Below are 14427 nucleotides of genomic sequence, written 5' to 3'. Positions count from 1 at the left end.
TCGTGAAATCCGACGCGATCACCCGATGAGATATGAAATTTCCCGAGGTGCAAAGGAACCTTTCATGAATGACTCGACGCTCATGTTGTCCATCAGCGGCCTGCGCGGGCTCATCGGCACATCGCTCACGCCCCCGCTCGCCGCACGCTATGGTGCCGCCTTCGGCAGTTGGCTTCGCAAATCCTCCGGCGTGGAGCATCCGCATATCGTCGTCGGCCGGGACAGCCGGCCGTCGGGCCCGATGGTGCAGAACGCCGTTGTCGCGGGGCTTCTGTCGGTCGGATCCCGCGTCACCACGCTCGGCATCGTCACCACGCCCAGCGTCGCCATCATGACCGAGCACCACCGCGCCCAAGGCGGCATCGTCATCACCGCGTCCCATAACCCGATCATCTGGAACGGCATCAAGGCGCTGCGCCACGACGGCGTCGCCCCGCCGCCCGAACAGGCGGCCCAGATCATCGACCGCTTCCGCAGCGATCAGCTCGATTACGTGCCCGTCGAAGCGATTCAAACACTCGACGAAGACGACTCGACGAATCAGGTGCATGTTGATCGCATCCTCGCGCATATCGACGTCGAAGCGATCCGCAAGCGGCGGCTCAAGGTGGTGCTCGACTCGGTGCATGGCGCGGGCGGACCGGCAACGGCGACGCTGCTCAAACATCTGAATGTCGAATTGATTCATCTGTACGGCGAGCCCACCGGCCGATTCCCGCACACACCCGAACCGACCGAGGAGAACCTCCGCGAGCTGGCGGCGAAGGTGCGCGAGCATCAGGCGGACGTCGGTCTGGCGCAGGATCCGGACGCCGATCGGCTCGCGCTGGTGGATGAAACCGGCCGGTACATCGGCGAGGAATACACGCTGGCGCTTTGCACGCTTCATGTGCTCGGCCGTACGCCCGGCCCGGTCGCCGCCAATCTGTCGACCTCGCGCATGATCGACGACATCGCCGCGCGGTTCGGCTGCATGGTGCACCGTACGCCGGTCGGCGAGGCGCATGTCGCGTCGATGATGCGCCAGCAGCGATGCGTCATCGGCGGCGAAGGCAACGGCGGAATCATCTGGCCGAAGGTGATCCATGTCCGCGACAGTCTCGCCGGAGCGGCGCTCGTGCTTGAGCAGCTCGCCGTGACGGGCAAGTCGCTCTCGCAGGTCGCTGCGGAAATCCCGGCGTATGCGATCGTCAAATTCAAGCAGCCGATTCAGGAGGGCATGGCCGACCGCGCCATCGCCCGGCTCGAACGCGCCTTCACCGGCGAACGCATCGATTTGCAGGACGGCATCCGCATCGATCTGGCGGATGCGTGGGTGCATGTGCGCTCCTCCAACACGGAGCCGATCATGCGGATCATCGCCGAAGCGCCTCAGCCCGCCGCCGCGCAGCAGCTCATCGATCGCGTGCGCGGGCTCATTGAAGCATAAATCTCAAGGGGCCGGCGGGGCAACCTTGCGGTGGGCGCCGACGCTTAGTGGTGATTGAACGACAAGCCGATGGCCCCGCGCATCGGTGAACTGCACGACGAGCTTGAGCTTCTCGTTGGCCGGCGGAGCATCGGGCATGCGGAGGTTGAAGGCGTAGGTGCGCGTGATCGGATCGTAGTGCTGGCGATTCTGCTCCAGCGTCGTCATCGGCGCTTCCCAGAAGAACAGCCGCTTCTCCTGCCCCTCGCGCGACGCGGTGCTGGGCGAGGCGTACAGCTCAAATCGAAAATCGCCCACGCCTTTCGTCGGATCGCCAAGTTGATCAAGCAGCTCCATCCGCACTTCGAGAATCATGCCGCCTTCCGACTCGTTGATCTCCAGCGAGGTGAACGGATGCACGCGCATGGATGTGGGGATGAAAGGCCAGTCATTTCCCGGCCCGGCCGTCGCGGTCGGGCCGCCCTTGAATCCGACGCCTCCGCAGCCCGGCAAAAGTGCGGACGCGAGCACGAGGACGAATAGAGCGGCGGATCGCATCATGAAAATACGATACGATCCGCCGCCCGCTTCATCAAATCCCCAGAAGCCGCGCCACCCATCGATCGACGATGTCGATCGCCGCGGCCGCTTCGTTGAGCATCGATTCGTCCGTCGTCGCCGCATCCAGGGCCGCCCGGTAGTCCGGGTCCTCCGACAGGTGCTCCACGCTCGATTCGATCAGATGCACACGATCGATCGCCGCCGCGAGATTCGGATGCTCCTCCGTAAACTCGTTCCATCGCGTCTCCAGCCGCTGCTCCACCAGGTCGCGCAATTCCGTCATGTTCAGTTCGCTCATGGATCATACTCCATCAAGGGTTGGGGGAACTCTGTGCCGCGATCCACGCCCGCAACTGCGGCGCGTCCCACAAAAGCATCTCACGCTGCTGAAGCACCGACAGCGCCCGATCCAATGCTTCGCTTGCGAGCGTCAGGTTCCGCGCCCGCGTGCGGATCTGCTCAGCCGAGCGCGCTTCGTGTTCAACAAGCGCTTCGCGCGCCGTCACATAGACGCGCGTCCCCGCCAGCACCCAGTCCTTGTCGATCTGCGGATGCGCCGCCAGGTCCGCTTCGTACCCCGCCTCCAGCGACGCACGCTCCTGCTCGTACCACGCGCTATTCCGCGCCTGATCTTCATCCAGATGCTTCCGCTCATCCGCGATTGTCTTCTGCGCGACCTCGACCAGCAGCGGAACCGACGGCGGCGTGGCGCATCCGCCGAGCATCAATACCATCACGATCAGCCACGCCGCCGCGTTAAGCGGCACGATTCGCTTTGCGCATTTCATTTGCCATGCCCTCCAATAAGTCACACATGCGTTTCTGCGCCTGCTCGAAGCCGACCACGGCCTCGGTGTTCTGACGGACAAGCTGAATCAGCTCGCTCAATTCGTGGTTCTGCTCCATGAGCCGATCATGCGACTCGCTGAGCTGCGTCTCCCGTTTGCGGCTGTACATCCGCTCCCACACCCACAACGTCCCCATCAACCCCGCCACGCCGAATTGCACCAGCGACTCGATCATCCTTCCGCCTCCCTTCGCCAGGTCGTCTCGCTCAGACCCGCATCAAACCGGTGCTCGCATCGCATCAGCACCAGCCCGATCCGCCCGTTGACGTCGTCGAGTTGGTCGCCGATGCGGAGCGAGAGCATGGGTCCGACCAGATCGATGACCGCCTGCGCCGGTTCGCGTGACAGCTCCCCCGCTCTTTCCGCCAGCAAGCTCGACAGCTTGGCGCGGTCATCGCGCTCGTCCGCCGATCGGTCGCCGTGGCGCACTTCGTCGTAATGCCGACTCGACGGCGCGACCCGCTGATACGCGAAGTCGGCGCTCACATCGAATCGCTTCGTCGTGAACGATCCCGCGAACGGATTGCCGACCCATCGGGTCGTTTCGGTCGCCAGCGGATTGGTCAGCGATGCAGTGACGCGTACGCGCGCCGACCCGGACTTGCAGGCCGCTAGAAACGCCGCCGGCAAGGCGTCGTCATCGAAGTAGACCGCCGCGCGTTCGGGAAGGATTTGCGCGTGGCCGGCGTATCGTGCCCATGTCGCGCCGCCGTCGACGCTGACTTCCGCAGCGACGCCGATACTGCGCCCCGCATCATCCATGGTCAGCGCATTGACGAATCGCACCGGCGTCGCCGGGATCGAACGGCCCTCGTCGAAGAACGCGGTGAGGTCGAATGCCGGTCCGGCAAAAGCCCCGTCCTCATTGAGCACCCAGAGCCGAAAGACATTCGCATAGGTATCGAAGTCGCTGCTGGCCGATCGCGTGTAGCTCTCGTCCGCCGCCGATTCGAGCGCGGGGTTCCATCCGCCGAAGAGGTCGAAGGTGGACTCGACGCGCTGGCCCGCCGCAAGGGCGATGAGCTTGACCGGCCGGTCGAGCGGCATTACGGCTCGGATCGCATGCGTCGCTCCCGCGGGATTGGCCATCTGAGTCGTCAATAGCCGAATGGGTCGGCCGTGTACATTCAATCGGAGTTCGCGCCGCTCGACGATGCGATGCCCGTCCCAACGCAGCATCCGCCGCACATGCGTGTGGTGCGTTCGACACAATCTCTCGATCCATGCCCCAATCGTCGCGGGCGCCCCGTGCGATCCCCCCGCCGGCCGCGCGAGCGCTTCCGGCGGAATCAGATCAGCCGTCAGGTCGACGCCGGTGCGTTCGTTGATCGCATCAATCGCTTGCCGCAGCGTGAGCGGTGCGTTCCATGTGTCCGTGTCGATCGGCTCGTCGAGCAGCGCATGCCAGCCGCATACGGCATTGAGGGTCATTTGATCCGTCGCGCGATCGAGCCGCTGAGCGATCGACGTGATCCGACCCTGCATCAATGGCAACAGGCGGGCGGCGCCGCCGGCAATGCACACGGGCATCGCGATCATCACCGGCCGGCCCATGCGTCGACGCGCCCGTTCCAGTTCGGCTTGTTCATACCCCGCCTCGTCGCGCCGCAGAAGCAGCGAGGCGCTTCGCACATCGAGCGGGCCGATCTGCGTGAATCGCTCGACCGACAATTCAAGGTCGGGTTGCCCATCGACAAAGACCAGCGGCACGCCCGCCGCCGAGGCCGCCGCCGATCCGTTCAAAGATGCCTGCAATGTCGCCGACGCAAATGCCATCGATCGTCTCCCTTACACATGCACAATCGTTCGTGTTTCGTCCGACGCGAGCGTCAGCCATGCGGACCATGGCGATTCGATCGCCGCCTCTTGCGACGACACCGCCCGCAGCCGATATCGCGTCACGTCATGAGCCGGCGAATCGACCAACTCGATGGCGCGAGCGTGCGGATCGACGACTTGCCAAACCACGGTCGCCGGAGCTTCACCCATCGCCTGACGCACCAGCTCGACGCGCGCCACATTCATTCGCTCGAAGCGGTCCGCCCATGCCGCGGTGAGGCGCCAGGCGTGCCCCTGCTGCACCGCGCCCCAACCCGGCGCGACGGGCCATACGGGCGCCGTCGGCAGCGGCGCGAGTTCGTCGCCGATGCGCTGGACTGAAACGGCTGTGAACCCCGCTTCCGATCGTCCCATCGCGTCAATCGCCCGTAACAGGTACAGCCCTTGTTCGCCATCGGCGAGTTGATCGGCGGCGGCGAGTGCGATGCTTCGCTCTGTTGATCGAAGGGCCGCCGTCGGAATCGTCGTGTCGACGTCCGTCCATGTCGCGAACGGACCGTAGACATTCCATCCCGCGCGCGGTGTCATGACCGTCATCAACGGATCGCCCACGAGCATGAGTCCGCATCGCAGCACCGGGCTGGCCGCGAACCACGCCTCCGCAAGCGTCCATCCGTTCCGCATCGCCTCAAAGAACGGCCCGATGCGCGGGACGCCCGAAGCCGTGTAGCTGCGACTGCTCCCCCCCGCCGCCGCATATCCCGCTTGGACCGCCGCTATCGCCCAGTTGTCGTCGCCCGCGTCGCGCAATGTTGAAGCCGTGGCGTGATTGAAGCTCAACTGAACGCTCAGCACGCGCCGGCCCGCCGGCTCGGCGAAGAACCCCGCCGGCGCGGTCGCCTGCTCCCAACCCCAGAAAAATGCGTCGCCGCTGATTTCGTCGAACTGCACATCCACACCCGGATCGCTGTCAGCCGAGAGTACGAGCGGCAGGCGAAGCAATTGACGATCGATGCTCCCGGCCCAGGTCGCCATCTGCTCGCGCCGCAGGTCATACAAGCTGCCGGTCGGACCGTAGGGATCGAGCCAAAGTCTGCCGTCCTCATCATTGAGCACGCTCGCGGCGACGTTCAACGCTCGCGTCGTCAGCGCGATACTCTGCGTCAGCGTCGGGCTGTCGATCCGCGCGGTCAGTCGATGACCGGCGAGATTGGCCTGTGTCGGGCGAATCAATTCATCCTCGTCCGCCAGCGGCGCCAGCGGATTGCTGATCTCCGTGGTCAGACCATCGACGCGATGAAGCTGACCGGCGATGGCTTCCGCGGCGCCGTCGCTGCGCGTGTACATGCCCGGCACGTCATGCCCCAGAAGGATGCCGAGGATGATGTCGTTCATGCCGTTGAACGCGAGGTAGTCCGCAATGGCGTCCCGCATTGACTCGAACTGCGCTTGCGTCACCTGCTCCGTCGCCGGCAGACTCAGGCCCAGCAGATTCGAATACGGCACCGCGCGGGCGGCTCGATACGACTGCGCCCATGCGATCGAATCGGCGCTGGCCGCGTTGTAGACGACCAACCACCGCGCGGGATCGTCCGCATGTTCGCTCACCGGCTCGACACGCACAGGTCCGATATAGGCATCGGCGATGACCCATTCGTCGAGATAGCATTCGCCGATCGCCGCCACGGATTTCGATGTTGCGCCGATCCACATCGTCCGGGTTTCGAGCGTGTCCATATCGCCGTCGTAGTCATCGATGGAACGCCCGTTGAGCCAGAGTTCGGCATGCCCCGCGTCGGCATCGATGCCGCACTCGATGCAATGCCAGTCGAGCGTTTGCGGCAGCGTGCCCCAGAGCGTCGCTCCGCCGGCGAGCGACAATGTGATGGTGCGGGAGGACGATGCATATGAGACGCGCAGTGTTTCGTCGTCGCTTTCGTCGACGCCGCGCAGCAGCGTCACCGAGCCATCCGAGAGCGTGGCGGGATTGAACAGGACGCGCGTGAACAATCGCCGGCGCGGCTCGATGAGATCTTTCGCCAGGTACTGCCCCGCCGTGCCGACGACCAATTCGACCTTCAGCCCGACGCCGCCGGATCGCGGCCGATTGGGGAAGGCCGCGTCGGCGGACTGCGTGAGCGTCGCGCCTTGATCCGTCGGCCCGGCAATGCCGGACATGGCGATGACGCGACGTATCACCGTATCGCGGCGGGGACGGAGCATGGCGAACGGGTCGGCATTCAGGCGGCGGATCATCGAAGCCGTCAGCCCGATCCGCCATCGGGCCGCCATCACCATCTCGCCGCGAAACGTCGTCGAGCCCGAAGCGCCGAACGCGATCCTGTCCACCGAGATCGTGGTGGTGTTCATCGTGAACGCCGTGTCGAGCTTGCCGTCGACCCATATTTCCGCGCTCGATCCGCGTACAGCCAGGACGATGAGGTGATACCCCGGCAAAACGGCGGCGCTGGCCGTCACATTCGTCAGCTCCACGCCCGCATCCGATCGGCGATACACCCGCACCGAATTCCCCGGCGCCACAACGCTCATCGTCAGATTCGGCTGACTCGACGCCGACGAATACTCGCCCCAAAGCACGCGATTGGCCGACCGCGGCTGACAGAGGATCGCGTAGGTGTACCCGCTCGTATTCGCCAACGGCCGGGCGGTGTTGAGCGTCAGCGAAAACACATCGTTGGTCGTCATCTGCGGACCGGACAGACCGACCGCACGGCCGGGCGTACCAGCGAGCGTCGCGGACGTCGCCGCACCGTGCTGATTCGCCGCAGCGAGATTCGCCATTGATCGGCCGGGCAGGAAATACGCGTCGAGCCCCGCCGCCAGCGGATGGGCGGGATCGAAAGCGATGACACCGGGTTGTAGCGGATTCCGATTCATGCTCACGCGCTCGCCAGACTGGTCAGCTCATGCCCGAACGCCTCGACCGTGACGCCCTGGCCCGTGTTGCCGGTGAACACCGTGCGGGCGTACATCCATTCGGCGCCGAGGGCGAGCGCGAACTCCGACACGCCGCTGTTATCCGTCGCAGCCAGATAGCTGGCGAACGTCTTCCAGTTGGTGTTGTCATTGGACACTTCGACCTTGAAGGTGCATCCGACGGTCGGTCCGGTCGCGCCGTTGGTCACCTTGGCCGTGATGGCCAGTCCCATCGCGGCGGTCAGGTCAATGGCGGAGCCGGTCGTGGTGCCGCCGGCGGCATTGGTCGTGCTCGACTGAAGCGTCCGAGCGGTCTTGGTCGCGGTGATCGTGGACATGAAAGTCTCCTCAGCGGTGAATTCGTTTACGAGCCGGTGATCGTCAGCGGGCCTTGTTCGAACTCGCCGAAGTCCGGCACCTGGAAGTCGATGTGAATGCGCCAGGTCATGGTTCGCTCCTCATTCGGGTTTGGACGCGCGGATCACGACCAACACGACGACATTCGTCGCTTCCGTCGTCACCGAGCCGCTGACGGTCCGCGTCAGGTCGAGCGTCAAGACCTGCCCGCGCGTGACGTTCTGTGTGCCGTCGGACTTGACGACCGCGGGCGTGCCGTCGCCGGCATCGGTGGAGCGGAAGCCGGCCCCCGCCGCATCCGAGAGCGCCGGAGCCGTGCTCGTCACCGCCGCGCCATTGACCATGACCGTCGCACTGATCGCATCGGCGGGCGTGTCGGTGTCGAGGTTGGATCCGACCGAGAGAATCACATTGCTCACGACGCCGTCGATGGGCACGACGCCGATGAGCTTGCCGGTCTGCGACGCGGTGAGCGCGCCTTCGTGGGCGAACTGCATGTGCGTCGTGCCGACGAGCGCATACGCCTGACCGAAGGACCGCTGCTGAAGATAGCCGGTCGCGATGTCCGGCAAGAGATCGACGACGTCGGGCATGCGGTTGGGCAGATCGAAGCGCAGCATGATCATCGCTGACGAACCGGCGTTGCTGTTCACCAGCCGAAACTCCGTTTCGTCATCCGCATCGGTATAGAGCTGCTCGTGACGATGCTCGGCGTCGGCGGTCGATGTCGGGCCGGCGGTGAGCGTGGTCAACGCGGCGGCGTCGACAGTCGCGGCGATGCCGTCGAGGGCCTGATTGATTTCGTCCGCCGTGGCGGTCAACCCCAGTGCGGAGGGATTGGGAATCATGACCATCGCCTCGCTGCGCCGATCGAGGATCGACGTCACCGCCCCGGCGTCCGTCACCACCTCCGCCAGCGGCACGAAACTCGCCCGGTCGGCCGGCATGGCGTCGGTGGCGATCTGCACCGCCCCCGCCGCGTCGAGCCAGAGGTAGTTGGTCGCATTGTTCGTCAGTGCGATCGCCGCATCGCCGTCGAACGTCACCAGCGCGTTGCTGATGACGTAGCGCCCGCTTCGCACGCCCACCGTCATCTCGCCGTCCTGGTAGACGCGCAGATCGTTGGCCCGCCCGGTCGCCAGCAGCATGCGCTGCACGAGCTTGCGGAAGTGCAGGTAGTACGGGCTCTGACCCGTCGGAATGTACTCGACGCCCGTCGCGGCATCTTCAGTCAGGGCGAGCAGCGTGCTGTCATCAGGGTAACGCTCGGTCATGGCAAGCTCCGTGTTCTGTGTTCAGTTCCATCGCAGCGTGAAATCGTTCTCGATCGTCAGGTTCGCTGCCGGCGTCGGCACGGCGTCGATCGTGACAAGTTGTTCATCCGCATCGCTGAGCAGCCGGCCGCGCGCGTCTTCGATCCGCATGCCGATCGTGTGCTCGCCGGGAAGCAGATCATCACGCTCCCAGCGGAACGCGAAGTTGTCCGTTCCGAAATCCGCGATCCCCATCTCGCCCAGCCCCCAACCGGGACTCGTCGACGTGTCATGCCCGAACGGGCCCACACCCAGCAGCCCGCCGAATCCGCCGCGCGGGTCATCGGCTTCCCACAGCGGACGGCCCGCCTCATCGACGCCGTCGATCGTGACGATCACGCGGCTGTCGATCGGCAAGGCCTCGTCGCGCACGATGGCGAGACTCGCGCGGGTCGCAAACGGCGGCGACCAATTGGCAAGTTCCGCATGTTGATTCACCCATGCCTGATCCGCCGGCGCCGCCAATAGCCCCACGCGATGCGTCCGCGCCCGGTCCAAATGAAGCCACAGTTCGTTCTGCGTCGCATCGGCGATCACCTCCGTCAGCACATCGTTGACGTACACCTGCACGACATGCTCGCCAAGCTTCGTTGCCCGCCAGGTCAACAGCGCCAGCGGCGAGCCGCTCGCCTCGGCCGGTCGCAGCAGCACATGGCTGAAGATGTCCTGCGCCCAATCACTCACGGCTGCACCTGCATGTAATGAATCGTGTAGTCGATGGCCAGCCGTACGCCCACGCGCCGTATCGGCCCCGGCTCGCAGGAGAGCATGAGCACGTTCGCCCAGGTGCGATCCGTGTCATCCACCAGATCGCCCGGCTCGTCGTTCATCGCCGCCTCGATCGCGCGAAGCTGCACCTGCATCGGAGCGATGCCGTCGGCCAGAAGCGTGCCGGTCTGGTCGATCGACCGTCCGGTGCGGCCCATGACCGTGACGCGCACGCCGTCCGCCCCCGGCAGCTCGTGATCGACATGCCGCTGGGCGAGCCCGTGCACATGAAACCGGTGCGGACCGGAGTCAAAGAGCGATTGGCTTTTGTAGCTGCTCATTTGCGCCTCCCTGACATTCCAACATTCTCAAGAATGTTGGAATGTCGGATGGATGTTTCAGTCGCGCACGAGACGGGCCACGCCCGGCGAGCGCCACACGTCCGCCTCGCCGTCGCCGTCGGTGTCGATGAGCACCTGCGCGCTGGCGAGCGCCCGTGTGAAGCGAAGGCGATAGCGCTCCGCTTTTGCGTTGATCTCCTTGTTGTCGCCGACCAGCGCGATCGCCCCGGCGTACGCCCGGCTCAGCGTGCCGATCGCCTCGAGCCGTTTCATCAGCGTGACCGACACGATGGCGTCCTCGTCGAGTTCCTCCGCGGGGTCGTCCATGTGGATGTTCACCGCGCGGAGCAGTTCATCGTGCACGACCGCCGCCTGCGGGCGCATCGTCGGCACGATGAGCGTCAAATCCTCCGTCGCTGACAACCCCACCGGCGCCGCGGTCAGCTCCAGCGTGTGATCATCCGTCACGACGGCGACCGCATACGCATTGCCTTCGAGCATCACGACATTGCCCGCGCCGAGGCTGGCGAACCCGCCGGTTTCGCTCGTCACGATCGACCCGCTGACGCTCGCGTCGGTCACCTTGAGCAGGCGCTGCGATGCGAAGGGAAGCTCGGCGAAGACATTCGGTTCGTATGCGAGCAGGTCGCCATCGGTGGAGAAATTGGGCATGAAGCGCTCCTTGATTCGAGGCGGGGGGACTTGAGTCCCCCCGTTTCAAAAGACGCGCCGGGCTTTCGCCCGGCGCGCCCGGGTGGGGTGGGGTCAGGCGACGGCGAGGCCTTCGATGAGCCCGTGCGCGTTCTCGTTGCGCAGCTCGAGCGTGTATTCACCGATGACCTGGCCCATTTCCTTGTCGCCGTCGGAGGCGAGGCGCTTGAAGTGGAAGCTGCGGCCGGCCAGCGGGAGCACATCGACGCGCGTGCTGTCGAGCAGGAGCACCGTGTCGGCGGGGACCCAGCGGCTGAGCACCACGCGGCAGACGCCAAAGTCGCTCTCGTAGATGCCGACCAGGTCGCGGAAGCGGGCGTCGGCAGCGTCGTAACGCCGGTTGGTGGTGATGAAGCTGTTGATGCGGCGCTTCTGGAAACCGTTGACGACGATCGTATCGACCGCGCCCGAGGACTGGTCCCAGATGGTGCGCAGCGCCTGATTGAGCTGCGCCTCGGTCAGCGACGCGTCGTTCGGGAAGCCGTTGACATTGGGCGCGAACCGGTTTGTCGTGAGCGAGGGGATGAGCCCGTTCATCGTGCGGCGGACGGTGCTCGAACCTTCGCTCGTCGAAGCCGGGGCGACGCCGTTGATGACGCAGTTCTCCAGGTCACGGATCAGCTCGCGCAGCCGCTCCTGCTTCTGGTAGTCCATCTCGTCCTCGACGCCGACCTGGGCCACGGCCAGCTCGGTCCCGCTGACTTCGACGGCGGCGGTGAAGATCTGCGTCCAGTTGCTGCGTCGCACGCGATTGGAGAAGCGCGTCTCGGGATGATCGGCGCCTTCGAGCGCCGCGTTGCCGAGGATGCGGAGGACATCGCTGGCGGCCAGGTCATCGGCCGTGGTGGCGCCGTAACCGCGCACGACGGTGAGCGTGTCGCTGGTCACGTCGGTGACGAACATCACCTCGCGCGAACCGGCGGCCTGGATCTGATCGCCGACGCGGAAGCGCTCGCCGTGATCGACGACGAAGCTCGTATCCACATCGGGATCGGTGAACGTGTGACTCGCGTTGATCGCATCCGAGTTGGGCAGCAGTTCGTCTTCGAGCCATTCGTGACGCGTGCTCGTGGCGGCGCGGTTCGGGTCGCCCAGGTGATCGAGCAGCGGGGTTTCGTAGGGGCTGACGATGCCGATGATGTCGGCGACGTCTTCGACGATCTCCGGCAGCGTGGAGCCGGCGGAGTAGGTGGCTTTGCCAGTGAAAGGCATGGTGGTCTCCAGATGAAAGAGGGTCAGGGATCAGGGGTCAGGGATCAGGGTCCGGGGGTCAGGGTCCGGGGGTCATTTGCGCCGGCGCATGCGCAGGTAACGCAAGAGGTCGCGCCGGTCGCCGGACAGTGCGGCGGTTTCGGCCGCGTCGTTGAGGCCGCGCCCGTTCCGGCGCGGGCGAGGCGAGAGCGTCCCGCCGGCAGGGCGGGCGGTTGGCGTGCGGAAGAGGTACGGCTTCTTCTGGCGCAGCTCGCGCACCGCCTCCTCCACATCCGCTTCATCCATCTGCATCACCGCCGCCTCCGTCAGCAGCCGCGCCGCCTCCAGGTCGATCGCGTCCGCTTCGACGAGCAGCGCATCGATCCGCTGCCGCCGCTCCACCGCCTCCATCTGCTCACGCGTCGCCTCCAGCGATCGGCGAAGCTCATCGCACTCCGACGCAAGCTCCGTCGCCTTCCGCTCCGCGAGCTGCGCCCGCCGCCGGTACCGGATCGACTCACTGACCGGCACCATCCGCGGCGTCTGAACAATCTCCCCCTCCGCCCCGTCGCTCGTCGCATCCGCGACCACGTCTTCGGCCTCTGCCGGACTGACATCCTGTTCGATCATCGCAGGCACTCCTTGTGCAGTTGAAAGTTTCGATTAACCCGCCGCGCCGCACGTCGCGCCGTACCCCAGCTCCGCAAGCACCTGCTCGCGCGGCACGCCGATGTCGAGCTTGAGCTTCGCTTCCGCGAGCCGCTGCGCCTGGTCCTCCGGCAGCGGGCTGGGCCAGTGCAGCGTGACGCGGCGTTCGTCGTCGCTTGTCCGCAGCACGCCCGCCGTGTGCATGGCCCGCAGCACCATCTCGCACACCCGCTCGATGCCCTTGCCGTAGGTGACGCGCTTCTTCTGCGTCCGGGCGAGCAGGCCCATCATGACAATGCGCAGCGCGTTCTCGCTGGTGAGGTTGCCCACCTTGTTGCGCAGCAGCCCCGCGGCGACGGCCGTCACCGCGCTGGTCTTGTCCATCGCTTCGCGAATCTCGTTGATGTGCGCTTCTTCGGAGGGGCTTTCGCCGTCGCCGCCGAAGGTTTCGATCGACGCCTCGGGGTTGTCGGTCTGCCACATCTGCCCCGGGCCGATCGGGCGTTCGACGAAGTTGTCGATGCCTTTGCCCAGGTACATCTTGAACGACTGCATGGTGACGCGATTGGCCCGGTCGCTCAGCCGCGTGTTCAGTTCATCCTGCAAAGGAATCAGCGGCTCGACTTCGCTGAGCCCTTCGTAAAAGAACGGCTGCGGCAGATTCTGCATATGCACCACCGGCAGCACGCCGAGCCGATGCGGCGTATGCGCGACGAGTTCGTGATCGTGATAGGTCCACACGCCGCGGTCCGTCCAGATTTCGGTCACCTCCATCGTCGCCTGCCGGGCGCGGGGGTGACCGCCGGCATCGACCAGCCGACTGAGCAAGGAGGTGTGGTCCACTTCGTTGAGCGCCTGCGTGTAGTGGAGGATGTAGCCGACGAGTTTGCGGTAATCCGCCGGGTCCAGCACGGGGATCGCCCGCGGCGCCTCGACCGTCTCAAGCACCAGTTGCGAGGCGAAACGGACGGCTCGCTCGTGGGGTTCGGGTTCAGACGCGGGTTGATCCGGGGCGGAGGCCCCCATGCCGGTCCCGTCGGAAGAAATGTGACGAGGGAGTCGATCGGTTCGCAGGAGCACATCGACGTAGCCGTACACCCCGCCGAGCAGCGCCATGTCCTGCAGGAAGCACACGCCGCCGTTGGCTTCGAATGTCGCATTGAGGACGCGTTCGATGAGTTGGGCGCGCTGCGGGTCGGCGGCGCGGGACTGGATGTGCACGCTCTTGCCGAACATGAAGTCGACGAGCGTATGCACGCGCCAGCCGATGTCGTTTTCGATGACGATCTCACGGCGAGCGCCGTCGGCGTCGAAGGGCCGGGCCGGTGCGGGGCCGGTGCGCGTCAAACGCCAGGGCAGCCCCTGCTGCTGCGCCGCGCGGTACGGCCGCTTGTCATCCGCGAAATCGAAGTCCAGGTCATTGCGGTAGTAGTCCCAGAGCCGCTCGAGCGCCGGCCGCGTGTGCGAGCAGTGGTCGCGGATGAGCATGGCCACGAGCTGTTCGTCGAGCGGATGATTTTCAATCGTCGTCGCGGTCTGAAGCATGGTCGGCCCTCGGGGTTTGACTTACACCCTTGGGCGAACCGTGCGATCGATGCGCATGCGATCGTCGTCGGACAGGGCCT

The 14427-nt window shown here is 65.5% G+C and carries 15 protein-coding genes; 1 reads left to right on the top strand and 14 read right to left on the bottom strand.

Translation table 11 applies throughout. From position 1 onward, the window contains the following. Positions 1-25 precede the first annotated feature (25 nt). On the top strand, positions 26-1429 hold the full coding sequence (gene glmM / locus GC162_16905; protein ID MBI1370316.1) for a phosphoglucosamine mutase: 1404 nt from the start codon (positions 26-28) through the stop codon (positions 1427-1429). 3 nt (positions 1430-1432) lie between these two features. Here glmM and GC162_16900 read toward each other — a convergent pair whose 3' ends face one another. The 14 genes from GC162_16900 to GC162_16835 form a co-directional block, all read right to left on the bottom strand. Continuing rightward, on the bottom strand, positions 1433-1969 hold the full coding sequence (locus GC162_16900; protein MBI1370315.1) for a hypothetical protein: 537 nt from the start codon (positions 1967-1969) through the stop codon (positions 1433-1435). A 31-nt stretch (positions 1970-2000) separates the two neighbouring features. Further along, positions 2001-2267 (bottom strand): hypothetical protein, encoded by a 267-nt coding sequence (locus GC162_16895; protein ID MBI1370314.1) that lies wholly within the window; start codon positions 2265-2267, stop codon positions 2001-2003. A 13-nt stretch (positions 2268-2280) separates the two neighbouring features. Next, a complete protein-coding gene (locus GC162_16890; GenBank protein MBI1370313.1) occupies positions 2281-2757 on the bottom strand; it encodes a hypothetical protein in 477 nt (158 codons plus the stop codon). Next, a complete protein-coding gene (locus tag GC162_16885; GenBank protein MBI1370312.1) occupies positions 2726-2992 on the bottom strand; it encodes a hypothetical protein in 267 nt (88 codons plus the stop codon). The genes GC162_16890 and GC162_16885 overlap by 32 nt, the downstream gene beginning before the upstream one ends. Beyond that, a complete protein-coding gene (locus GC162_16880) occupies positions 2989-4593 on the bottom strand; it encodes a hypothetical protein (protein ID MBI1370311.1) in 1605 nt (534 codons plus the stop codon). Before GC162_16880 ends, GC162_16885 begins: the two co-directional genes overlap by 4 nt. 12 nt (positions 4594-4605) lie before the next feature. Further along, on the bottom strand, positions 4606-7494 hold the full coding sequence (locus GC162_16875) for a hypothetical protein (protein ID MBI1370310.1): 2889 nt from the start codon (positions 7492-7494) through the stop codon (positions 4606-4608). A 2-nt stretch (positions 7495-7496) separates the two neighbouring features. Further along, entirely contained in the window at positions 7497-7871 is a 375-nt protein-coding gene (locus GC162_16870; protein ID MBI1370309.1) for a hypothetical protein, read from the bottom strand. Between the two features lie 120 nt (positions 7872-7991). Further along, on the bottom strand, positions 7992-9164 hold the full coding sequence (locus GC162_16865; GenBank protein MBI1370308.1) for a hypothetical protein: 1173 nt from the start codon (positions 9162-9164) through the stop codon (positions 7992-7994). Positions 9165-9185: 21 nt separating this feature from the next. Continuing rightward, the gene (locus GC162_16860) at positions 9186-9887 is read right to left on the bottom strand and encodes a hypothetical protein (GenBank protein ID MBI1370307.1); all 702 of its coding nucleotides are present in this window, start codon (positions 9885-9887) and stop codon (positions 9186-9188) included. Beyond that, positions 9884-10252, bottom strand: coding sequence for a hypothetical protein (locus tag GC162_16855; protein ID MBI1370306.1), 369 nt, complete (start codon positions 10250-10252; stop codon positions 9884-9886). Before GC162_16855 ends, GC162_16860 begins: the two co-directional genes overlap by 4 nt. Positions 10253-10309: 57 nt before the next feature. Next, complete coding sequence (locus GC162_16850) at positions 10310-10924, bottom strand: hypothetical protein (protein MBI1370305.1); 615 nt, start codon at positions 10922-10924, stop codon at positions 10310-10312. Positions 10925-11017: 93 nt separating this feature from the next. Continuing rightward, positions 11018-12175: a hypothetical protein gene (locus GC162_16845; GenBank protein MBI1370304.1), complete on the bottom strand. Its 1158-nt coding sequence runs from the start codon at positions 12173-12175 to the stop codon at positions 11018-11020. Positions 12176-12247: 72 nt separating this feature from the next. After that, positions 12248-12784, bottom strand: a complete 537-nt coding sequence (locus GC162_16840; GenBank protein MBI1370303.1) for a hypothetical protein — start codon at positions 12782-12784, stop codon at positions 12248-12250. Positions 12785-12817: 33 nt separating this feature from the next. Further along, positions 12818-14347 (bottom strand): phage portal protein, encoded by a 1530-nt coding sequence (locus tag GC162_16835; protein ID MBI1370302.1) that lies wholly within the window; start codon positions 14345-14347, stop codon positions 12818-12820. Positions 14348-14427 lie beyond the last annotated feature (80 nt).

The organism is Planctomycetota bacterium (assembly GCA_016125255.1).
In the GTDB taxonomy this organism is placed as follows: Bacteria; Planctomycetota; Phycisphaerae; order Phycisphaerales; family Zrk34; genus RI-421.
This window is presented reverse-complemented; position numbering and strand designations above follow the sequence as displayed.